Annotated in this window: 18 protein-coding genes; 9 read left to right on the top strand and 9 right to left on the bottom strand. The window is 64.8% G+C overall.

The window, feature by feature from the left end:
* Positions 1-14 precede the first annotated feature (14 nt).
* Positions 15-3173 carry an efflux RND transporter permease subunit gene (locus FNV92_RS08085; protein WP_143841410.1) on the bottom strand — a complete coding sequence of 1053 codons (3159 nt, stop codon included), beginning with the start codon at positions 3171-3173 and terminating at the stop codon, positions 15-17.
* Positions 3174-3185: 12 nt separating this feature from the next.
* Positions 3186-4379, bottom strand: coding sequence for an efflux RND transporter periplasmic adaptor subunit (locus FNV92_RS08090; RefSeq protein ID WP_143841409.1), 1194 nt, complete (start codon positions 4377-4379; stop codon positions 3186-3188).
* A gap of 224 nt (positions 4380-4603) precedes the next feature.
* Between FNV92_RS08090 and FNV92_RS08095 the strand changes: the two genes are divergently transcribed.
* The gene (locus tag FNV92_RS08095; RefSeq protein ID WP_143841408.1) at positions 4604-5395 is read left to right on the top strand and encodes an ABC transporter substrate-binding protein; all 792 of its coding nucleotides are present in this window, start codon (positions 4604-4606) and stop codon (positions 5393-5395) included.
* Positions 5396-5403: 8 nt separating this feature from the next.
* On the opposite strand, the gene FNV92_RS08100 is transcribed toward FNV92_RS08095, so the two are convergent.
* The 4 genes from FNV92_RS08100 to FNV92_RS08115 all read right to left on the bottom strand — a co-directional run bounded on the left by FNV92_RS08100 (position 5404) and on the right by FNV92_RS08115 (position 9648).
* Positions 5404-6477, bottom strand: coding sequence for a hypothetical protein (locus tag FNV92_RS08100; RefSeq protein ID WP_143841407.1), 1074 nt, complete (start codon positions 6475-6477; stop codon positions 5404-5406).
* Between the two features lie 43 nt (positions 6478-6520).
* Positions 6521-6970, bottom strand: coding sequence for a cupin domain-containing protein (locus FNV92_RS08105; protein WP_015684143.1), 450 nt, complete (start codon positions 6968-6970; stop codon positions 6521-6523).
* Positions 6971-7047: 77 nt separating this feature from the next.
* Positions 7048-8889, bottom strand: coding sequence for an ATP-binding protein (locus FNV92_RS08110; protein WP_143841406.1), 1842 nt, complete (start codon positions 8887-8889; stop codon positions 7048-7050).
* Between the two features lie 126 nt (positions 8890-9015).
* Positions 9016-9648 carry a cupin domain-containing protein gene (locus FNV92_RS08115; protein ID WP_143841405.1) on the bottom strand — a complete coding sequence of 211 codons (633 nt, stop codon included), beginning with the start codon at positions 9646-9648 and terminating at the stop codon, positions 9016-9018.
* 217 nt (positions 9649-9865) lie between these two features.
* Here FNV92_RS08115 and FNV92_RS08120 point away from each other — a divergent pair, with 217 nt between their 5' ends.
* The 6 genes from FNV92_RS08120 (at position 9866) to FNV92_RS08145 (ending at position 17811) form a co-directional block, all read left to right on the top strand.
* Positions 9866-11557 (top strand): peptide ABC transporter substrate-binding protein, encoded by a 1692-nt coding sequence (locus FNV92_RS08120; RefSeq protein ID WP_143841404.1) that lies wholly within the window; start codon positions 9866-9868, stop codon positions 11555-11557.
* Between the two features lie 27 nt (positions 11558-11584).
* Positions 11585-12535 carry an ABC transporter permease gene (locus tag FNV92_RS08125; RefSeq protein ID WP_143841403.1) on the top strand — a complete coding sequence of 317 codons (951 nt, stop codon included), beginning with the start codon at positions 11585-11587 and terminating at the stop codon, positions 12533-12535.
* Positions 12536-12538: 3 nt separating this feature from the next.
* A complete protein-coding gene (locus FNV92_RS08130; RefSeq protein WP_143841402.1) occupies positions 12539-13414 on the top strand; it encodes an ABC transporter permease in 876 nt (291 codons plus the stop codon).
* Between the two features lie 67 nt (positions 13415-13481).
* Entirely contained in the window at positions 13482-14810 is a 1329-nt protein-coding gene (locus FNV92_RS08135) for an NAD(P)/FAD-dependent oxidoreductase (RefSeq protein ID WP_015684149.1), read from the top strand.
* Positions 14811-14817: 7 nt separating this feature from the next.
* Entirely contained in the window at positions 14818-15744 is a 927-nt protein-coding gene (locus FNV92_RS08140) for a 2-hydroxyacid dehydrogenase (RefSeq protein WP_143841401.1), read from the top strand.
* 198 nt (positions 15745-15942) lie between these two features.
* Positions 15943-17811 (top strand): ABC transporter ATP-binding protein, encoded by a 1869-nt coding sequence (locus FNV92_RS08145; protein ID WP_143841400.1) that lies wholly within the window; start codon positions 15943-15945, stop codon positions 17809-17811.
* Positions 17812-17830: 19 nt separating this feature from the next.
* Here FNV92_RS08145 and FNV92_RS08150 read toward each other — a convergent pair whose 3' ends face one another.
* Positions 17831-19054 (bottom strand): polyhydroxyalkanoate depolymerase, encoded by a 1224-nt coding sequence (locus FNV92_RS08150; protein WP_143841399.1) that lies wholly within the window; start codon positions 19052-19054, stop codon positions 17831-17833.
* A gap of 169 nt (positions 19055-19223) precedes the next feature.
* On the opposite strand from FNV92_RS08150, the gene FNV92_RS08155 reads away from it, so the two are divergent.
* Positions 19224-19880, top strand: coding sequence for a glutathione S-transferase family protein (locus FNV92_RS08155; RefSeq protein WP_143841398.1), 657 nt, complete (start codon positions 19224-19226; stop codon positions 19878-19880).
* Positions 19881-20158: 278 nt separating this feature from the next.
* On the opposite strand, the gene FNV92_RS08160 is transcribed toward FNV92_RS08155, so the two are convergent.
* On the bottom strand, positions 20159-20383 hold the full coding sequence (locus tag FNV92_RS08160; protein WP_015684154.1) for a hypothetical protein: 225 nt from the start codon (positions 20381-20383) through the stop codon (positions 20159-20161).
* A 211-nt stretch (positions 20384-20594) separates the two neighbouring features.
* Between FNV92_RS08160 and FNV92_RS08165 the strand changes: the two genes are divergently transcribed.
* Entirely contained in the window at positions 20595-20939 is a 345-nt protein-coding gene (locus tag FNV92_RS08165) for a hypothetical protein (RefSeq protein ID WP_143841397.1), read from the top strand.
* Positions 20940-20948: 9 nt separating this feature from the next.
* Here FNV92_RS08165 and FNV92_RS08170 read toward each other — a convergent pair whose 3' ends face one another.
* Complete coding sequence (locus FNV92_RS08170; RefSeq protein ID WP_143841396.1) at positions 20949-22052, bottom strand: mandelate racemase/muconate lactonizing enzyme family protein; 1104 nt, start codon at positions 22050-22052, stop codon at positions 20949-20951.
* Between the last annotated feature and the right edge of the window lie 141 nt (positions 22053-22193).

Consider the following 22193-nt stretch of genomic DNA (forward strand, 5'->3'; position numbering starts at 1 on the left):
TCGAGACTGCCCCTCTACGGCTTCACCTCCGCCACCGGCTGCGCCTTCGGCGCCTTCTTCGACGCGCGCCAGTTCTCGAACCGCTGCACCACCACGAAGAAGGCCGGCACGAACAGCACCGCGAGGCAGGTCGAGGCCAGCATGCCCGAGAACACGGTGATGCCGATCGACTTGCGCGCGCTGGCGCCGGCGCCGGTCGCGAGCACCAGCGGCACCACGCCGAGGATGAAGGCGAACGACGTCATCAGGATCGGGCGGAAGCGGGCGCGCGCCGCCTCGATGGCGGCTTCCAGCACGGGCTTGCCGTCGCGGCCGTGCAGCTCGAGCCCGACCTCGACGATCAGGATGGCGTTCTTGGCCGACAGCGCGATCAGCAGGATCAGGCCGATCTGGCAATAGAGGTTGTTGTCGATCTTGAGCCCGTTGAGGACCAGCGTCGGCCCGATCAGCGACAGCGGCACCGCCAGGATCACCGAGATCGGCGCGTACCAGCTTTCATACTGGCCGGCGAGCACGAGATAGACCAGCAGCATGGCGAGACCGAACACCCAGTAGATCTGGCTCGAGACCGCCTTCTCCTGATAGGACATCGCGGTCCATTCGTAGCCGGTGCCCGGCGGCAGCGTCTTGTCCGCGATCTCCTCCATCAGCTTCAGCGACTGGCCGGACGAATAGCCCTGCGCCGGCAGGCCGATCACGGTCGAGGACGGATAGAGATTGTAGAGGCTGATCAGCGACGGGCCGGTGGCCGGCGTGATCGTGGCGACGGTGCCGATCGGGATCATGTCGCCGTTCGAGTTGCGCACCATCATGTTGGCGATGTCGCGCTCGGTTACGCGGAAGGCCGGATCGGCTTGCGTGTAGACCTGGAAGACGCGACCGAACTTGTTGAACTGGTTGACATAGGACGAGCCGAGATAGGTCGACAGCGCCGAGAACACCTGATCGGTGGTGACGTGCAGCGTCTGGGTCTTGATGCGGTCGATTTCGACGTTGAACTGCGGCACCGAGGAACGGAACGAGGACTGCACGCGCTGGAGCGCGCTCTGGCTCTGGCCGTTGCTGACCACCGCGCCGGTGATCGCCTGCAGCTTGGCGAAATCGCTGTTGCCGTCGCGCAGCTCGACCTGCATCGAGAAGCCGGCGGCGTTGCCGATGCCCTGGATCGGCGGCGGCGGCAGCACGATGGTGCGGGCCTCCATGATGACGGCGAGCTTGTCGTTCAGCCCGTACACCAGCGAACGCAGATCCTCGCCGGGGCCTTTGCGGGCCTCCCAGTCCTTCAGGATGATGTAGGCGACGCCGGCATTGGCGAGGCTGGCGCTGCTGTCGAGCGCGGAGATGCCGGCGATGGTGATGACCTGCTGGACGCCCGGTGTCTCCTTGATGATCTCGCTGGCACGGTCGAGCACCTTCTGGGTTCGCTCCAGCGAGGCGCCATCGGGCAATTGAATGGCGGCGATCAGATAGCCCTGGTCCTCGATCGGCAGGAAGCCGGTCGGCACCCGCGACAGGCCGTAGCCGCCGATGACGATCAGCACCAGCGCGGCCGCGACCGACACCGTGGCATGTCCGCACAGGAAGGTGATCAGCCGCGTGTAGCCGTGCTCGACCCGGTTATAGACGTTGTTGAAGCCGCGATAGAAGAAGTTGCGCTGCTCCGGCGGCACCGTCGGCCGCAGCCACAGCGCGCATTGCGTCGGCTTCAGGGTCGCTGCGTTGATGGCGGACAGAAGCGCGGTTGCCGCGATCACCAGCGCGAATTGCGAATAGATGCGCCCGGTGAGACCGGCGAGAAACGAGGCCGGCAGGAACACCGATATCAGCACCAGCGTGATGCCGACGATCGGCGCGAACAGCTGGTCCATCGCCTTGATCGCGGCGTCGTGGCCGTTCATGCCCTGCTCGATATTGTGGGCTGCGCCTTCGACCACGACGATGGCGTCGTCGACCACGATGCCGATCGCCAGCACGATCGCAAACAGCGTCGACATGTTGATGGTGAAGCCGAGCGCCGCCATCGCGGCGAAGGCACCGATGATGGTGACGGGCACGGTGGTCGCCGGCACCAGCATCGCGCGCCAGTCCTGCAGGAACACCAGGATCACGACCAGCACCAAGAGGCCGGCCTCGATCAGCGTCATGTAGACCTCGTGCACCGAGGCCTCGACGAATTTGGTGGTGTCGAACGGCGTGTCGTACTTGATGCCTTCCGGGAATCGCTTGGCGAGCTCCACCATCTTCTTCTCGACGGCCTGCTCGACCTGGAGCGCGTTGGCGCCGGGCGACTGGAATACGCCGATGCCGACGGAGGGCTGCTTGTTCAGCGAGAATATCTGGCTGTAGGTCTGCGCGCCCAGTTCGACCCAGCCGACATCGCGCACGCGCGTGACGTCGCCGCTGGTGCCGGTCTTGACGATGATGTTCTCGAATTGGCTGGTGTCGTCGAGCCGGCCATTGACGTTGAGCGTGTACTGGAATGCCTGGCCCGGCGGCGTCGGCGGCGCGCCGACCTGCCCGGCGGACACCTGCTGGCTCTGCTGCTGGATCGCCTGGATGACGTCCTGTGGCACCAATCCGCGTACCTGCAGCTTGTTCGGATCGAGCCATACCCGCATCGAATATTGCCCGGCGCCAAACACCGTGACGTTGCCAACGCCGGGCAAACGCGACAGCTCATCGCGGATGTTGATGGTGGCGTAGTTGCTCAGGTAAAGGCTGTCGAACCGGGAGTCCGGAGAGGTCAGCGTCACGAACAGCAGGATCGAGGTCGACCTCTTCTGGACGGTGACGCCCTGGTTCTGCACCGATTGCGGCAATTGCGACAGCGCGCTGGAGACGCGGTTCTGCACCAGCACCTGCGCGAAGTTCAGGTCGGTGCCGATCTTGAAGGTCACGGTCAGCGTGTAGGTGCCGTCGGAGGCGCTGTAGGACTGCATGTAGAGCATGTCCTCGACGCCGTTGACCTGTTGCTCGATCGGCAGCGCCACCGTGTCGATCACGGTCTTGGCGCTGGCGCCGGGGTAACGTGTGGTGACCTGCACCGTCGGCGGCACCACGTCGGGATATTGCGCGATCGCCAGATTGAACAGCGCGACGCCGCCGATCAGGATCATCAGGAGCGCGATGACGTTCGAGAGGACCGGCCGCTCGATGAAGAATTTTGAGATCATGACCGGCCGCTCCTACTTGGCAGACGCTTGCGGCTGGCTGATCTTCGTTGCTTGCGGGTCGATCTTCTGGCCCGGGATCACCCGCAGCAGCCCGGCGATCACCACGCGGTCGTCCGGCTTCAGGCCGCTCTCGATCACGCGCAGCCCGTTATCGAGGGGACCGATCTGCACCTTGCGCTGCTCGACGACATTGTCGCCGTTGACGACGAGCAGATAGCGGCCGCCCTGGTCGCTGCCGAGCGCGGTGTCGGGGACGAGGAGGGAGTCCTTCTCCTGGCTGAAGGGCACGCGGACGCGGACGAAATAGCCGGGCAGCAGCACCCGCTTGTCGTTGGGCACGAGGCCGCGCACCGCCAGCGTGCCGGTCGACTGATTGATGGTCGGGGAGACATAGTCGAGGTGGCCTTCGTGCGGATAGCCGCTCTCGGTCTGGAGGCCGACCTGAATCGGGAATTGCTTGAGGTCCGCGGTGGTGAGCCCGCGCCGGACCGCCTCGGCGCGGATGCGCAGCACGTCCTGCTCGTTGATGGTGAAGTTCACATAGATCGGGTCCATCGCGACGATGGTCGCGAGCTGGGTCGGCGAGGAGACGCCGACGAGCTCGCCGACCGAGACCATGTGCGCGCTGACGACGCCGTCGAACGGCGCGCTCACCTTGGTGTAGCCGTAATTGACCTCCGCGAGCTTCGTGTTGGCCTGGGCTTGCTGGAGATTGGCCTGCGCGTTGTCGCGGGTCGACGTCGAGCTGTCGAGGGTGGCCTGTGACACCGCCTGGCGCTGCACCAGATCGCTCTGTCGCTTGAAGTCGGCTTCCGCCTGCCGGAGCGAGGCCTGTGCGCCGGCTTCCGCCGCCTGCGCCTGCTCGAGCTTCAGCTTGTAGGTCTCGGGCTCGATCGTGAACAGCTGGGTGCCCTGCTTGACGAAGGTGCCGTCCTGGTAATCGATCGACTGCAGGAAGCCCTGCACGCGCGCCACCAGGTCGACATTCTTGATCGGCGCGGTGTTGCCGGTGGCCTCGACATAGCGCGTCACCGCACGCTGCACCGGCGTCGCGACGTCCACCTTGGGCGGGGGCGGCGCGACGAAGGTGTTCTTGTCTTCGCAGCCCGCGAGCACGGCCACGGCAGCCAAGGCGGTCAGCGCCCGCCCGATCTGTCTCCACTCTCCATTGCGATGTGCGAGAGATGCGGGATTCGCGCGCGTCATTCAGGGGCCCCCGATTGCAGTCTGTCAGTCTAGCAGGCTACCAACAAATGAACCGCTGTGGAACACCATAGCCATGGCAGTCACAGACCTTGCACTGCAAACGGCGCTGTGCCCTTTGACGAGTTTGTCATGACAAACAGCTTTTCATCGCGCGCACGATCGACCAGTATTGCGTCAAAGGCCGCAAGATAGAAGACAAGAAGAAAAGGTGAGGAGAACATGACATGCTCACGACTCTCCAATCGGCCTTCGTCGGCCTCGTACTCGCAGCGGCGGTTGCCATGCCCGCGCTAGCCGACGGCCTGAAAGACGAGATCGCGCCGACCGGCAAGCTGCGGGTCGCGATCGCGATCAGCCCGGCGGGCGGCGCGTTCTGGTCGACCAAGACCGAAGCCGGCTATGCCGGCGTTCCCGTCGATCTCGGCAAGGAGATGGCCGCGCAGCTCGGCGTACCAGTCGAATATGTCGTGCACCAGAATTCCGGGCAGATCACCGACGCGGCCGGCAAGGGGACGTGGGACGTCACCTGGCTGCCCAGGGATCCCGAGCGCGAGACCAAAATGATGTTCGGCCCGATCTACGAGGTCGCCGACGCCACCTATATCGTCAAGCCCGGCTCTAGCATCACCAACTTCGCCACGCTCGACCAGCCCGGCGTCAAGGTCGCGGCCGTCAACGCCACCACCACGATGCGCGGCGCGATCGCGCATCTGAAGAATGCGAAAGTCACGGGCTATCAGACTTATGACGAGATCTTCGGCTTGCTGAAGAGCGGCGAGATCGACGCCTTCGCGCTGTCGCGCGACCAGCTCAACAAGATGGCGCAGAAGATTCCGGGCACCAAGGTGCTGGACGAGACCTTCAAGAAAACGGTGACGGCCATCGCCGTCCCGCTCGGCCACAACCAGTCGCTGGCGTTCGTCACGAAGTTCATGACGGAGGCGACGACGAACGGCACGCTACGCAAGGCTTATGACAACAACGGGCTGAAGGACACGCCGATCCGCACCGAGTAGGGCCGCCGTCAGCGCGGCTTGATCTCGGCATATTTCGCCATTGCCCGCTCGAACTTGCGATTGAACAGCCACATCGCGGCGAGGATCTCGGGGAAGCTGGCCGAGCTGCGCGCCCGGTCGGCCTGTCCGAACGCGAAGATGCTGTTGTTGCGCAGGTGCTTCATGATCGTGGGACTGGACACCCGGTAGTTCAGCAGGTCGCCCGATTTGAGCGCGGTCCGCGTCGGGGTCGGCACGATCTGGATCAGCTCGAACAGTTTCATCTGGTCGATCGGGTCGGGCAGCGTCTTCACGATTCCCGGGATCTCCCGGAAGATATCCGCATGCGCGTTCATCAGGCCGTCGCGCACGTTGGTCCAGTGGTTGAAGCGGTGGTCGGTGCCGCGGGCGCGCGCCTCTTCCCTGTCGTCGCGTGCGCCGAGCGCGGGATCGGCCGCCGCGATCTCTGATTTGATCGCCTCCCACTTCCTGCGGCCGTTGCGGTCTTCGGAGGGGCCGGTCTGGAAGCTGCCCATATAGGTGTTCGAGCGGCCGTTGCGGACATTCTGCTTGCCGTTGGTTTCCGCGAAGAAAAGCCCGAGACTGATCCGGCCCGCGGCTTCGGCGTGGTCAGGCGCAAGCCCCTTGGCACGCGCGATCGCGACCGCGAGATCGACGACGTCCTTGAACGGTGTCGCCGAGTTCTGCGCGTTGGCCGGCGGCGCCTCCATGATATCGAACAGCTTGCCGTATTCGTCGATCAGCGGTTCGATGTCGGCATCGAAATAGGCCGGAGGGATCTCGAACTTGTTGGGCCGCCCGATCCGCGACGGCATGGCGTCGGTGAGGTCTTTGTAGCTGCTGATCACGGCGACGCGGGCGAGATAGATCGCCTGGCCCGGCAGTTTCGGCAGCGGCTCTTTCGCCTCGATCTGCTTGCGCCGCTCGGCGAGGATGGATTTGAAATCGCTGAGCGCGCGCTCGTAGGCCGCAACCGCCTCCGATTGCCTTGCCGTGAGCGTTTGTGCCCGGCTCACGGCAACAGCCGAGAAAATCAGCCCAAGCGCCGCAAGAGTTGCGATGGCATGACGGCGTGCACACATGGCCGGCTCCCTCCGAACGATTCGTTCGTCGGGAGATCGTAACCTAGTCGTTGGCCTCCGGTGGCAGGAAGTCGACCTCGTGCAGGGCGGAGATGCGCACGACCTCGGCGGGGTCGGTTAGATTGTCGAGTTGGGTGAACAGCGCCTCCAGCTTCTGCATCGGCGAGACCCAGAACAGCGCGCGGGCAGGCTTGTCGGACTTGTTGAAATAGCCGTGCGGTATGCCGCGCGGCAGGCGCACGAGGTCGCCGGCATGGGCCTTGACCCACACGCCGTCGAGTTTGAGGTCGAGCGTGCCTTCCTGCACCAGGATGAATTCGTCCTGGGTCGGATGGACGTGCACCGGCACGAACTGGCCGGGATCGCTGTTGGTCTCGAACGCGAAGGTGGAGTCGGTGACGGCCTTGGGGAAATAGACCTGGCCGAGAATGTTCCAGCTCTTGCCGCCATAACCCGTGCCGTTCGCGGTAATGCCCTTTTCGAGTGCAGTCATGGCTCGCCTCCAATGGAATTCTTGCTGGCGCGGAGTTTTGCCCAGCGGAGCGGCGGAGTCCATCCGTCAGACGCGCGTTAACGCCGGTCGCGATCGGAAGATTTCTTGCGCAAGAAGCCTTCGACGTCGGCCTGAACCGAATAGGGCGTCGGGATCGGATCGCCGGCGGCATCGACCGCGGTGTCGAGAGAGCGGCGCAGCATGCGCGCGAGCTCCGCCTTGCGGTAGGGCTTTGGCAGCAGCGGCGCGCCCATGGTGGTATGTCCCGGTCCATGCGGGGCGTCGTGGGCATAGCCGGACGTGAACAAGACTCTCAAGGAGGGGCGCTTGGCCACCATCTCGTCGGCGAGCTCCCGTCCATTCAAGGCGCCGGCCATCACGATATCGGTAAAGAGCAGGTCGAACGGCGTGCCTGCGCCCGCGATGGCAAGCGCCTCGGCCGCGTCGGCGGCGGGGATGACCTTGTAGCCGAGGCTTTCGAGCTGGACCGTGACGAATTGACGGACGTCGCGGTCGTCCTCGACGCAGAGGATGGTTTCCGTCCCGCCCACGACCTTGCGCTCGTCGTAACCGGCCGGGCGGAGCGTGCTGGTCTCCGCCTTCGGCAAATAGATCGTGAATGTCGTGCCGGTGCCTTCTGCGGAGTTGACCTTGATGCCGCCGCCGGACTGTTTGACGAAACCGAACACCATGCTGAGGCCGAGCCCGGTGCCCTTGCCGACATCCTTGGTCGAAAAGAACGGATCGAAGATCCGCTCGAGGATCGCCTGCGGAATGCCGGTGCCGGTATCGGTGATCTCGATCTCGACATAGTCGCCGGCATAGCCGGCACCGACCGCGACGGCCTCGCGCACGCCGAACACGACGTTACGCGTCGTCAGCGTCAGCCTGCCGCCGTCCAGCATCGCATCGCGGGCGTTGATCGCAAGGTTGAGCAGGGCCGAGCTCAATTGGCCGCGGTCGGCGTAGGCCAGCCAGATATTGCCGTCGAGCCTGGTCACGATCTCGATCTTCTTGTCGAAGGTTGCCAGCAGCAGCTTTGCGAGCTCCTCCAGCAGGTCGTTGACGTCGATCTCGGCCGGCTGCAGCGCCTGCTTGCGCGCAAAGGAGAGCAGGCTCGACGTCAGCGCGGCGCCGCGGTCTGCGGCCTCGCTGATCAGCTTGGTGATGGTCGCAAGCGGCGGGTTGTCCTTCACGGCGTCGGCGAGGATCTCGATCGTGCCCGTGATCACCGTGAGCATGTTGTTGAATTCGTGCGCGATGCCGCCGGTGAGTTGCCCGACCGCCTCCATCTTCTGCGCCTGGATCAACTGCTCCTCGGCGGCGCGCTTCTGGGTGACGTCCTTGACGAAATTGTTGATGACGGTGCGCCCGCCAATCTGAAGCGCGGTGCTCGACGCCTCGATCAGGATCTCGTCGCCTTCCCGGTGCAGCAGGGTTGCTTCGAAGCGGATGCCGATCGGCGTATTCGACAGCTCCGGCAGCAACCGCATCATCCGTTGCCGAAAGCCGTCGCGGAGCGGCTCGGCGACGAGCAGGTCGACGGCGTCAGTGCCGAGTGCCTCCTGCCGCGTCCATCCGGTCAGTGCCTCGGCCTGAAAGCTCCACTCCAGGACGATGCCGTTCGCGTCGGTCTGAACGAAGGCATCGAGCGCGGTCTTGATCACGGCTTGGGTCATTTGCGCGCTGGCCTGCGCCTGCTCGGCAAGTTGCGCCGCGGCCTGTTTTTGCTGCGACGTCTCAATCTTGCGCGCGCAGAGCCGCGCGAGCAGCACCGCGACGGCGCCGCTTGCGAGCAGGGCGATGATCTCTGGCACGCCGAAGCCGGCGCCGGTCACGGCATAGGAGGCGAGGAGAGCCACAGCGGTCACGATGACCTGCGCGGCCATCGCGAGTGTCAGAAGCCCCCTGAGTTTCATGGTCTCACACCAAAGACGGCAGCCGCGGATCGCGGCCGGCCTGTCGAAGAGTCCGGCATGATGTGAGCTACAGACTCGGCGCGGCTGCGTCGAGGGTCAATTTGCGGTACTCTAGGAAGGTTGCGGCTAGCCTGCCGGCGAATCGGTCTGCCGCAACGTCGTCACCCAGATCACGCGCGAAGGCTGCTGGGTCGGGTTGTCGAACATGTGCGGCACGATGCTCGGAAAACGAAAGCTGTCGCCCGCTTCCAGCACATGGGCCTGGTTGTCGAGCCACAGCCGCAGGCTGCCGGACAGGATGTAGCCGGCCTTCTCGCCGGTGTGCTGGAGGAAGTCGGTGCCGGAGGACGCTCCCGGATTGAGTGTCAACTCGTAGAGTTCGAGTTGGCCCTTGTCTTCCGGGGTCAGCGCCTCCTTGACGACGCCGCTGGCGGTGAGCCGCAGCAGGCGCCTGGCGTTCTTGCGCACGATGTAGCGCTGCACGTCGCTGGGATCGCTGGTCTCGAAGAAGTAGGAGATCGGCACCTCGAGCGCGATGCTGAGCAGGCGCAGGGTGCGGATCGATGGCATGGCGCGTGCACGTTCGAGCTGGCTGATCATGCCGTTGGAGAGGCCGGTCTTGGTGGCGACGTCCTGGATCGAAAGGCCGGCGCGCTGGCGCAGCAGCCGCACGGTTTCGCCGAGGCGCTGGTCGACCGCATCGTCGGCCTCGATCGTTGGGGCGTCCTTCGGACGGTTGGTATCGCCGCGACCATCCATGTCGCTCTCCCATGCATTGCCGCAGCCCAAGACCGTGCCGGTCGGGGCTTCAGTCGGAGTGAAAACGTTGCGCATCCTAGCAATGTGATTGACAGCTGTATTTAGTCGTGATGAACTTTTGACGGAAAAATTTAGAAGCACTAAAGCCCACTCCTGTCCCTTTGCCGGGATTTCGGGGCGCGGGAGAAGGTGCCGCGTGCGACAACGGAGAGTGGTCATGGCAGTCGACACCGGCAGGTTCGGCGTTGGAGCACTGCATCTCGGCATTCCGAATCGCCGACAATTCTTCCAGCTCGGCGCCGGCGCCGCGGCAGGATGGAGCCTTTCAGGCAACGCGTTCGCGCAGACCGAGCGTCCCTCAAATCCGCCGGACAAGCCGCGCGGGCAAGTGATTGCCGCGCTGTCGCAGGAGCCGACCGTCTTTCATCCGCTGATGCCCGGCATCGAGGTCGACCAGGGCATCTGGTGGCAGGTGTTCTCGCCGCTCTGGTTCATCGAGCCCGACGGTAAGTTCGTTCCTGACCTCGCCCGCGAAGTCCCTACGATCGAGAATGGCGGCCTGTCGGCCGACGGCCTGACCTGGAAGATCAAGCTGCGCAGCGACGTGAAGTGGCACGACGGCACGCCGTTCACGGCCGAGGACGTCAAGTTCTCGCTCGAGCTGATCAACAATCCGGATTTTCGTGCGCGCAGCCGCGTCGGCCACAGCCTCGTCAAGGACATCAAGGTTGTCGCCCCCGACGAGATCCATTGGCGGATGGAAGCTGCCTATTCGCCCTACATGTCGATCCTGGCTGCGCTGACCTTCATCGTGCCCAAGCACATTCTGGAGAAGGTGACCGATCCGAACGCCTCGCCGTTCCACAACGCGCCGGTCGGGACCGGGCCGTTCCGCTGGGGTGAGCGCGTGCCGGGCGACCACATCCAGTTGAATGCGAATACCGCCTATCACGGCAAGGGACCCTACCTCGAACGCGTGGTCTTTAAATACATCCCGGACCTCACCGTTCTCTACACGCAGTTCCGCACCGGCCAGGTCGATTACACCGGTCTGCAAGGCATTCTGCCGAACTTCGTGCAGGAGGCGAAGACGCTGAAGGGGCGCAAGATCTTCGTTTCCTCGACGTCCTCGGTCGAGCATATCGCGCCCAATCTGGAATTCGGGCCGCTCGCCGACCGCACGGTGCGCGAGGCGCTGTATTTCGCCATCAACAAGCAGGCGATTATCGATGCGCTGAACTACGGCCTGCCGAGTCTGACCGAAAGCTTCGTGCCGCAGCAGGCCTGGTCGTTCCAGCAAGGCCTTCCGCAACACAAATACGATCCGGCCAAAGCCAACGCGCTGCTTGATGCCGCCGGATGGGTTCGCGGCTCCAGCGGTGTGCGTGAAAAAGGCGGCGTGAAGCTCGAGTTCACCAATTCGACGACATCGGGCAATGCCGTGCGCGAGCAAACCCAGCAGCTGCTGATCCAGGACTGGCGCGCGATCGGCGCGGCAATGCGCGTCAACAACATGCCGGCGGCCGTGATCTGGGGCGACTTCTGGCAGCAGTCGAAATTCAATTCGGTGCTGGTCAGCGTAAACTTCATGCTGGGCAGCGACCCCGACGTGACGCCGCGCTTCGGCTCAGGCGCGACGCCCGCCAAGGGTGGCCGCGGCTACAATACCTATCAGTACAAGAGCGCCGAGGCCGACCGTCTTCTTGCCGAGGGCGCCAAGCAGTTCGATCTGACGCAACGCAAGACCACCTATGGCGAGCTGCAAAAACTCATCCGCAATGATCTGGCGATCCTGCCGCTGTTCCAGGGCTTCATTGCCGAGGGCGTGAAGGAAGGGCTGCAGGGCTTCCGTCCCAACATCAACACCTCCATCAATTGTTGGAACATGCGCGAATGGTACTGGGCCTGATGTCTCGGGCAGGCTGGATCGCCTGAGATGGCCCGTTATGTCGCCAATCGCCTAGCGCAGGCGATCATGCTGCTCGTGATCGTCTCCGCGATCGGCTTCGCCATCCTGCATCTGGCGCCAGGTGGTCCGCTCTCCCAGTTCGCGGTATCCGGGCAGATGACGCAGGAGGATCTCGATCGCGTCACCAGGCAGCTTGGCCTCGATCGCCCGCTTCCGGTCCAGTATCTCGACTGGTTCGGCCGCATGCTGAGAGGCGATTGGGGCAAATCCTATCGCGACGGTGAGCCGGTGCTGTCGGTGATCTCGTCGCATCTCGGCGCTACCCTGGAGCTGATGGCGACCGCGACCATCGTCGCTGTGCTGCTCGGTTGCTGGATCGGCATACTCGGTGCGCTGCGAAGGTATTCGCTGTTCGACACGCTCGCCACCGTCGGCGCCATGGTCGCGCTCTCGATCCCGACGTTCTGGTTCGGCCTCGTCACCATTTATATCTTTTCGGTGAAGCTGGGCTGGCTGCCGGCGGGTAACCGGCAGACCGTCGGCGATGGATCCTTCCTCGACCTCCTGCATCATCTGATCGCGCCGGCGCTGGTGCTGGCGCTGGTCGAGACCGCGATGTGGGGCCGCTTCATGCGCTCCTCCATGCTCGAGGTCATCAACCAGGATTATATCCGCACTGCGCGTGCCAAGGGCATGCCGGAATGGCGCATCCTCACCGTGCATGCGCTGCGCAACGCGCTGCTGCCGATGATCACGGTGGGCGGCCTGCAGTTTCCGACGCTGCTCGGCGGCGCGCTGGTTGCCGAAACCGTGTTCACCTGGCCCGGCATGGGGCGGCTGTTCCTCGATTCCATCGGGTATCGCGATTATCCCGTGGTGATGGGCATCCTGATGTTCTCGGCGACCATGGTGCTGATCGGCTCCCTGCTCGCCGACATCCTCTATGCCGTCGTCGATCCGCGCATCCGGGTGGGCTAGGCGATGACCTCCGCGGCCCTCTCCACCGTTCCGCCGGCGCCCGGCCAAGCCGCCTGGCGGCGATTCCGCCGGCATCGGCTCGCGCTCGCCGGGGCGGTGATCATTCTGGTGCTTCTCCTCGGCTCGGCGCTCGGCCCCTATCTGCTGCCGTTCGACGACACCTATATCGACATCATGAAGCGGTTCGCGCCGCCGCTGTCGGGCGCGCATATCCTCGGCACGGACGAGCTTGGCCGCGACGTGCTGGCGCGGCTGATGATGGGCGGGCGCGTGTCGCTCTCGATCGGTATCGTCGCGATGGTGATCGCGATGGCGGTGGGCATCGCCGTCGGCGCCTTCGCCGGCTTCTATGGCGGCGTGGTCGGCGCGGTCCTGATGCGTCTGGTCGATGCCGTATTGTGTTTCCCGACGATCTTTCTGCTGCTCGCGCTGGCGGCGCTCACCGAGCCTGGCCTCGTCACCACGACCGTGCTGATCGCGGCCACCGCCTGGATGGCGGTTGCGCGCGTCGTCGAAGCCCAGGTCCGCTCGCTGCGCGAGCGCGAATTCGCGGTCGCCGCACTTGCCTTCGGCTCGTCGAACCTGCGCATCATGTTCCGCGAGCTCGTGCCGAATGCTATCGCGCCGATCGTGGTCGCGGCGACGTTGAATGTTGCGAAGGCGATCCTGCTCGAATCCTATGTCAGCTATCTCGGTTACGGCATCCAGCCGCCGGCCGCGAGCTGGGGCAACATGCTCAACAATGCGCAGATCTATCTCACCAGCGCGCCGTGGCTCGCGATCGCGCCGGGCCTCGCCATCACGCTGGCGGTGACGAGTTTCAACTTCCTCGGCGACGGCCTGCGCGACGCGCTCGATCCGCGCATGAACATCCCATGATCGGCAAACTCGTGACGAGCCAGAACTCGATCGAATTGAAGTCCAGACTGACGTTAAGGAGTGTCCCATGTCCCCGCCGCTCAACCGTATCAACAGCGATGAACGCCTGCCGGCGCAGGTGGATGTCGTCGTCATCGGCGGCGGCGTGATCGGTGTCTCCGCGGCCTATCATCTGGCGAAGAAGGGCCAGTCCGTCGCGCTGATCGAGAAGGGCCATGTCGGCGGCGAGCAGTCCAGCCGCAACTGGGGCTGGTGCCGCCAGCAGGGGCGCGCGCGCGAGGAAATTCCGCTGGCGCGCGAGGCGCTGCGGCTGTGGGAGGACATGCAGAACGACGCCGGTGTCGATGCCGGCTTCCGCCGTACCGGCGTGCTGTTCCTGACCAAGAGCAAGGACGAGCTCGCGAGCTGGGAGCGCTGGGCGGCGATGGCGCGCGAGGAGCAGGTTCATTCCACCGTCCTGACGCCGGCCGAGGTCGCCGAGCGCATGCCCGGCAATATCGACGAATGGGTCGGCGGCCTGCATACGCCGAGCGACGGGCGCGCCGAGCCGTCGATGGCGGTGCCCGCGCTCGCGACCGCCGCGCGAAAGCACGGCGTCACCATCCACCAGGGCTGCGCCGCGCGCGGGCTGGAGACATCAGGCGGGCGCGTCAGCGCGGTCGTCACCGAGAAGGGCACCATTCGTACCCAGTCCGTACTGCTGTCGGGCGGTGCGTGGTCGTCGCTGTTCTGCCGGCGCCATGGCATCGAGTTGCCGATCGGCCTCGTCAACGCCACCGCGTGCCGGACCACGCCGGGACCGGAGATCACCTCGGGCGCGCTCGGCACCGATTTCTACTGCATCCGCCGCCGTCTCGATGGTGGTTTTACGCTGGCGCTGCGCAACCGCGGCACCGTCGAGCTGTCGCCCGACCTGTTTCGCTATGCACGGACGTTCTGGCCGACCTATCTGCATCGCCGCAATGGTTTGAAGATGTCGTTCGGCAAGTCGTTCTTCGACCAGATCGTGCGGGGCACCAGCTGGAGCCTCGACAAGCCGTCGCCATTCGAGACCGAGCGCGTGCGCGATCCCGCCCCCGACATGTCGCTGGTCAATTCGGCGCTGGCCGCGCTGATCAAGGCAAACCCTGAATTGAAGGACATCGAGATCGCCGAAGCGTGGGGCGGCACCATCGACTGCACGCCCGACACCATTCCGGTGATCTCGCCGGTCGACGCGCTCCCCGGATTCTTCCTCGCGACCGGCTTCTCCGGCCATGGTTTCGGCATCGGTCCCGCCGCCGGCAAGCTCGCCGCCGATATCGTCACCGGCTCGACGCCGCTGGTCGATCCCGAGCCTTACAGCCACAAGCGCATGATCGACGGCCGCCGGCTCGCGCCGGTCAGCCCGTTCTGAGGGCGGTATGTCGGTTCTCTACAAGGCCAACATGGTTCGCGGCGCGGAGTGGGCGACCTTCTTCGCCGAGCGTGCGCCCGAGCTGCCGTTCCGGCTCTGGCCCGACATCGGCGATCCCTCCGAAATCCGTTATCTCGTGGCGTGGGTGCCGCCGGATGATATCGCGACGACGTTTCCCAATCTCGAGCTGGTGTTCTCGGTCGGAGCAGGCGTCGACCAGTTCGATGCCACGAAGGTTCCGACGCACATTCCGCTCGTGCGCATGCTGGAGCCGGGTATCGCCGAGACCATGGTGGAATACGTCACCATGTCCGTGCTCGCCCTGCATCGTGATCTCCTGCACTTCATGACCCAGCAGAAGGAGCAGGTCTGGCGCGAGATCCGGATCACGCCGGCGAAGCGGCGGCGCGTTGGTGTGATGGGGCTCGGCCAACTCGGCCAAGCCGCGCTCGAGCGCCTCAGGGCGTTCGAGTTTCCGCTGCTCGGCTGGAACCGTTCGCCTCGCGAGATCAAGGGCGTCACTTGCTATGCGGGCGCGGACGCCTTGCCGGAATTCCTCGCGCAGGCCGACATCCTGGTCTGCCTGCTGCCGCTGACCGACGAGACGCGCGGCATCCTGAACGCGGATCTGTTCGCGCGCCTGCCGCGCGGTGCTTCGCTGGTCAATGTCGGGCGCGGCCCGCATCTCGTCGAAGCCGATTTCCTCGCGGCGCTCGACAGTGGTGCGCTGTCGGGCGCGGTGCTCGACGTCACCGATCCCGAACCACTACCGGCGGGCCATCCGTTCTGGGGCCATCCGCGCATCCTGCTGACGCCGCACAACGCCAGCATGACCACGCCGGACACGGCCGTCGACTACGTGCTCGACGTGATCGCACGCCACCGTCGCGGCGAGGAATTGCCCGGGCGCGTCGATCGCAGCCGTGGTTACTGAGGGCGGGATGATGATGACATCGGTGCGGCCAGGGGCTCAATTCACCTCTCCCGCTTGCGGGACAGGTCGGCGCGTAGCGCCGGGAGAAGGCTCTCTCCTCTTGGGGGTCCTCGCTTGTGGAAGCACCCTCTCCCCAACCCTCCCCCGCAAGCGGGGGCGGGAGCGCACCTCAGCTGGGGTATGCACTAAGGTCTTTGCATGAGTATCGCCGCAGGCACATCTGACGGAGTCGTTGCCAACGCACAGGCACCCGTGCTGTCCGTCTCCGGCCTCGTCACCTCCTTCATGATCGAGCGGCGATGGATTCCGGTCGTCCGCAACGTTTCGTTCGACGTCGCTGCCGGGGAGACCGTGGCCATCGTCGGAGAGTCTGGCTCCGGCAAAAGTGTGACGGCGCTCTCGATCATGCGGCTCATTCCGAAGGACATCGGCCGCGTCGAGGGGCGTGTCATGCTCTCTGGCCGCGACCTGCTGGCGTTGCCGGACGTGGATATGACGGGCATCCGCGGTAACGACGTCGCCATGATCTTCCAGGAGCCGATGACGAGCCTCAATCCGGTGCTCACCATCGGCTTCCAGATCGCCGAAGCGCTGATCCAGCATCGCGGCCTGTCGAGGGCGGCGGCGGAGGCGGAGACCATTCGTCTGCTCGATCGTGTCCGCATCCCCGCGGCGAAGTCGCGCTTTCACGAGCATCCGCATCGTTTTTCCGGCGGCATGCGCCAGCGCGTGATGATCGCGATGGCGCTGGCCTGCAAGCCGAAGCTTCTGATCGCGGACGAGCCGACCACGGCGCTCGACGTCACCATCCAGGCCCAGATCCTGGAACTGCTGAAGGAGCTTCAGCAGGAGGAAGGCATGGCGATCCTCTTCATCACCCACGACATGGGCGTGGTCGCCGAGATCGCCGATCGGACCGTGGTGATGTATGGCGGGCAGGCGGTGGAGACCGACGCGACCGCGCGCATCTTCGCGGCGCCCTCGCATCCCTACACGCGCTCGCTGCTCGCGGCCGTGCCGCGCCTCGGCTCGATGGGTGGACATTCGCGGCCGATGCGGTTTCCGATCGTCGACAAGGTGACGGGGACATCGGACGAGCCGACCGAGACACCGGATACGGTCTCGATCGCCGAACGGCCGCTGCTCGAAGTTGCCAATCTCACCACGCGCTTTCCGATCCGCTCGGGATTGTTCGGAAAAGTCTCGGGCCGGGTGCACGCGGTCGAGAACATCTCCTTCACCTTGCGCGCCGGCGAGACGCTGGCGCTTGTCGGAGAATCCGGCTGCGGCAAGTCGACCACGGGCCGCTCCATCCTCAAGCTGATCGAACCGGACAGCGGGACGGTTCTGATTGACGGCCAGGATGTGCTCGCCATGACCGGTCGCACCTTGCGCGATTATCGCAAGCAGATGCAGATCGTGTTCCAGGATCCGTTCGCGAGCCTCAATCCGCGCATGTCGGTGGGGACGGCGATCGCAGCGCCCTTGCTCGCCAACGGGCTCGCCACGGCGTCGCAGGCGCGTGACAAGGTCGCCGACCTGCTGGTGCGTGTGGGTCTCACCGCCGACATGGCCGCGCGCTTCCCGCACGAATTCTCCGGCGGCCAGCGCCAGCGCATCTGCATCGCTAGGGCGCTCGCGCTCGGACCGAAGCTCATCGTCGCGGACGAAGCGGTCTCCGCGCTCGACGTCTCGGTCAAGGCGCAGGTCGTCAATCTCATGCTCGACCTTCAGGCCAGCATGGGCCTCGCCTATCTCTTCATCTCCCACGACATCGCGGTGGTCGAACGCATGAGCCATCGCGTCGCGGTGATGTATCTCGGCGAGATCGTCGAGACCGGCCCGCGTGCGGCCGTGTTCGGCAATCCGCAGCATCCTTACACCAAGAAGCTGATGGCCGCCGTGCCGGTGCCTGATCCCTCGCGCCGCGCCACCAAGCGCGGGGTCGCGAACGACGAGATCAGAAGCCCGGTGCGCGCACCGGACTATCAGCCGCCGGTGCGGCAATATCGGGAAGTGTCGCCCGGCCACGTCGTCCAGGTCTGGGGCGAGGAGTGGTCGGCCTGAGGCGCGACGAGCGGCGCCATCACGAATTCACGTGAACGAAATCCCGCAGCAGCGGATAGATCTCGTTGTTCCAGCGCTTGCCCGAGAACACGCCGTAATGGCCGACGCCGGCCTGCATGTGATGGACGCGGCGATAGGCGCGCACGCTGGTGCAGAGGTCCTGTGCCGCGAGCGTCTGGCCGATCGAGCAGATGTCGTCCTTCTCACCTTCCACCGTCATCAGGCCCATGCGGCTGACGGCCTTGGTGTCGACGGGACGTCCGCGGTGCATCAGCTTACCCTGCGGCAACAGATGCTCCTGGAACACGTCGCGCACGGTCTCGATGTAGAACTCGGCCGGCAGGTCCATCACCGCGAAATATTCGTCGTAGAAGGTCTTGATCGTCGCGGCCTTCTCCTTCTCGCCCTTGGCGATGTGGTTGGCGAGATCCATGTGCTGCTTGATGTGACGCTCGAGGTTCATCGAGACGAACGCGGTGAGCTGCACGAAGCCCGGATAGACCTTACGCAGCGCGCCGCGGCACTGCACCGGCACGTAGTTGATCAGGTTCTGCTCGAACCACTCGATCGGCCTGCTCTTGGCGAATTCGTTGACCCTGGTCGGCTGGATGCGGGTGTCGATCGGGCCCGCCATCAGCGTCAGCGTCGCCGGGCGCGAGGGATGATTGCTCTCGCACATGATCGCGGCGGCCGCGAGCGCCGAGACCGAAGGCTGGCAGATCGCGACCATGTGCGGGCGCGGGCCGAGCTGGCCCAGGAAGTCGATCAGGTGCTCGGTGTAGTCTTCGAGCCCGAAGCGGCCCTCGCTGCGCGGGATGTCGCGCGGATTGTGCCAGTCGGTGATATAGACGTCGTGGTCCTGCAGCAGCGTCTTCGCGGTGCCGCGCAGCAGCGTCGCGAAATGGCCGGACATCGGCGCCACCAGCAGCATGCGCGGCTGCTCGCCGACGCCTTCCTTCTTGAAATGCAGCAGCGAACCGAACGGGGTGGCGTAGGCGATCTCTTCGGTGACCGCGACTTCGCGGTTGCCGACCATGACGCTGTCGATGCCGTAGGCCGGGCGGTGATAGGTGAGGGCGGAGCGCGAGATCATCTCCAGCGCGGCCGAGAGCCGGCCAAACACCTGATCTGACGTCCCCTGCGGCACCAGATGGAGGAATTTGAGCGCGGACGAGGCTCCCGCACGAAACGGCGCCGTCAAATCCATGTGGTTCTGAAACGCCTGATAATTCATCGACATCATTCTGAAGCGCCCGTTTGTCCCGTGCTGCTATGCAATATCGAAGCCAAACAAGAGTCAAATCGCCCGGAAAACTGGCACGTCGCTTGCTGCTCTATTCGCGGGAAGCACAGAGCATGGGCACGCCGCGAGCCGGGCAGGGTGCCAGTATCAGGCGTGAGGGAAGGGCCATATGGCGAAGGCGACACTGACCATCAGCAGCAAGAACTACTCGTCCTGGTCGCTGCGTGGCTGGCTGCTGACGAAATTTTCCGGGCTCGATTTCGAGGAGATCGTAACCGCGCCGGACGACGCATCGGCGCGTGCCGAGATCCTGCTGCTGTCGTCGTCCATCCTGGTGCCGTGCCTGCGGCACGACGGCGCCACGGTCTGGGATACGCTGGCGATCGGCGAATATCTCAACGAGGCGATGCCGGATGCCGGGCTGTTGCCCGCGGACCGCGTCCAGCGCGCCCATTGCCGCTCGATCTGCGGCGAAATCCATTCCGGCTTCACCACGCTGCGCGCCTCGCTGCCGGTCAATCTGAAGGGGCACTTCCCCGGCTTCAAGATCTGGTCGCGCGCGCAGGCCGACATCGACCGCGTCTGGTTCATCTGGCGCGATTGCCTGGAGAAGTCCGGCGGCCCGTTCCTGTTCGGCGAAAAGCGCACCATGGCGGATGCGATGTACGCGCCCGTGGTGACGCGCTTCGTCACCTATGACGTCAAGCTCGAGCCAAAGCTGAAGGCCTATGCCGACACCATCATGGCGATGCCCGAGATGAAGGAATGGATCGCTGCAGCCAAGGACGAGCCGGCCGAGATCGAGGAGCTCGAGGTCGAATATTAGGCAGGCCGGGCGCCGCCCTGCCTGTTTCCGTGGCGGGGTCTGAGCCGCCGCACCGGGCGGCCATATCCCTGAAGTCGTTAACGTTTGGCGCCGTTCGTCGGGGCCGGCCCGCCTCCGTACGCGCAGATGTTGTATACGCGCGCGGCCTCGTTGCGACATCTAGCCGTGAACAACCGGGAACAGGGCGATTCGGCTGATTCGGACGTGATTCGTTCGGGCCGCGTTCCGAAGGTTAAGGCGGCGCGCGGCCCCGTTGCATTTTGGAACAGAAGCGGCCGTCAGGCGGCGCCCGAATGCTTCACCCGCGGGACGCGCCAGCCGATGACGGTGGCTTCCACCGCGACGCCGGCCGCGTGGTTCTGCCAGCGGCCCTCGACATAACGGCAGGCGAACGGCAGTTGATACGTTCCGCTGTGATCCTCGCACAGCACCTCGACCGGCAGGCCAGGTGGCGGTTCTCCCGCGCCATCGAATTCCGCCAGACGTCTGTCGCGCGTAGCCATCGCAAAAATCTCCCCTAATCAAAGTCGCGGAAAGAGCGCCCACTTCCTCCGCGCACGGTTCACTGCTCCCCGTCCCAAGGATCATCTGCCAAGGATCATCCAACGGGGACGAGCCAAGCTCAACGCGAGAATGCGGTACGAGTGTGGTAGCCTCCGGCGACGGCGCGCAAAAAGCGCACATTGCCGTGATCGATTTGGGAGAGGAACCTGCATGCTGCTTCAAAGCGCCGGCGTTTGTGTCGTGATGTTGCTGCCCGCCACGCTGGCGATCGCGCAGGACGTGCCCGGCATCGAGATATGCACCGTCGAGAAGACGATGGAGCGGCGCACGAGCTGCCTGCAGAGCAACGTCGATTTCCTCCAGAAGACGATCGGCAAGCTCAGCCTCGATCATCAGCAGAAGCTGGATGCCGCTAATCGCCAGATCGACGCATTGAAGACGAGTGTCGCGGGCTTGCAGAAGACCCTGAGCGATCTCCAGACCGCGCAGGCGAAAATCGTGGAGGATCTGAAGAAGAAGCAGGACGCCCCGCCGCCGAAGGATGCGGCAAAATAGGCGCGGCTATCACGCGACGCGATAGCGCTCCATCACGCCGCGATCGGGCTCGTACCCGAGCCCTGGTCCTGTCGGCACCGCGACATGGCCGGTGGCATCGACATCGGCCCGGCCGCCCCAGAGACAGGCTTCGCGCTTGAGATAGAACATCTCGACAAGCCCGTCGTCCCGCCCCGCCAGCAGATGAAGTGTCGCAAGCAGGCCGGGGCCGAAATACGGGGAATGCGGGACGATTTTGACACCGAGCCGATCGGCAAGCGATGCAACCTTCAGAAACTCCGTGATACCGCCGACCTTGATGACCGACGGTTGGGCGTGGCTCACCGCCCCCGCGTCCATCATCTGGCGGAATTGATATTCCGTGCATGCGTTCTCGCCTGCGGCGATGCCGAGCCCGCCCTTGCTGCGGACCTCGGCGAGCGCAGTAAAATCTTCCGGCGGCCAGACCGGCTCCTCCAGAAACATCGGCTGTGCGTCCTTGCACGCTTTGGCGAACGCGATCGCCTGCTCGCCGGTCAGCGGACAATTCATGTCGACCATCAGCGGAATATTGGGGCCGATCGCCTCGCGTGCGGCAAATATCGCGGGTGTCGTGGTCTCATGCAGCTTGATCGCGCCATAGCCGAGCGCCATGGCCTTTCTGCATTCGCCGGCGATGTTCTCCGGTGATCCGATCCGCAGCAGGCTCGCATAGGCGGGAATATTCGAACGTCTGGTCTCGCCAAGCAGGCGATGCAGCGGTACGCCCTCGATCTTCGCAGCCAGGTCCCACAGCGCGATGTCGAGGCCGGAGATCGCGAACATGGTGATGCCGTAGCGGCCGAACAGGTGCAGATTGCGCTGGATCTGCTCCATGGTCGCGGGAATGCCGGCGGCGTCAGGCACCTTCAGCCCGCGGGCTTGCGGCGCGATCATTTCATCGACGGCGCTGCGCGTGGTGCGGGGGCAGACGTAGGCGAAGGCATCCCCCCAGCCCGTCAGTCCGGCATCGGTCGTGACCTCGACCAGCACCATGTCGAGCGCGGAGATTGCGGACGCGCCCTGGCGAAAGCTAGCGACACCGGCGTCGTAGGGAATGCGGATCTGGTGCGCCCGCACATCGGTGATCTCCATGACGCGGTTCCTCTTTCTCGTGAGCGGTTTCAGCGAGTGTAGTCGCGCTTTCGGTGAAAGGGTAGGGTGGCGCAACGCTGGCATACCTGCTCGCTTGCTTGGCAAGGCGAACCTGTTTTGTCATAACCGCAGGCAAATCTT

It is taken from the genome of Bradyrhizobium cosmicum (genome assembly GCF_007290395.2).
Taxonomy (GTDB): Bacteria; Pseudomonadota; Alphaproteobacteria; order Rhizobiales; family Xanthobacteraceae; genus Bradyrhizobium; species Bradyrhizobium cosmicum.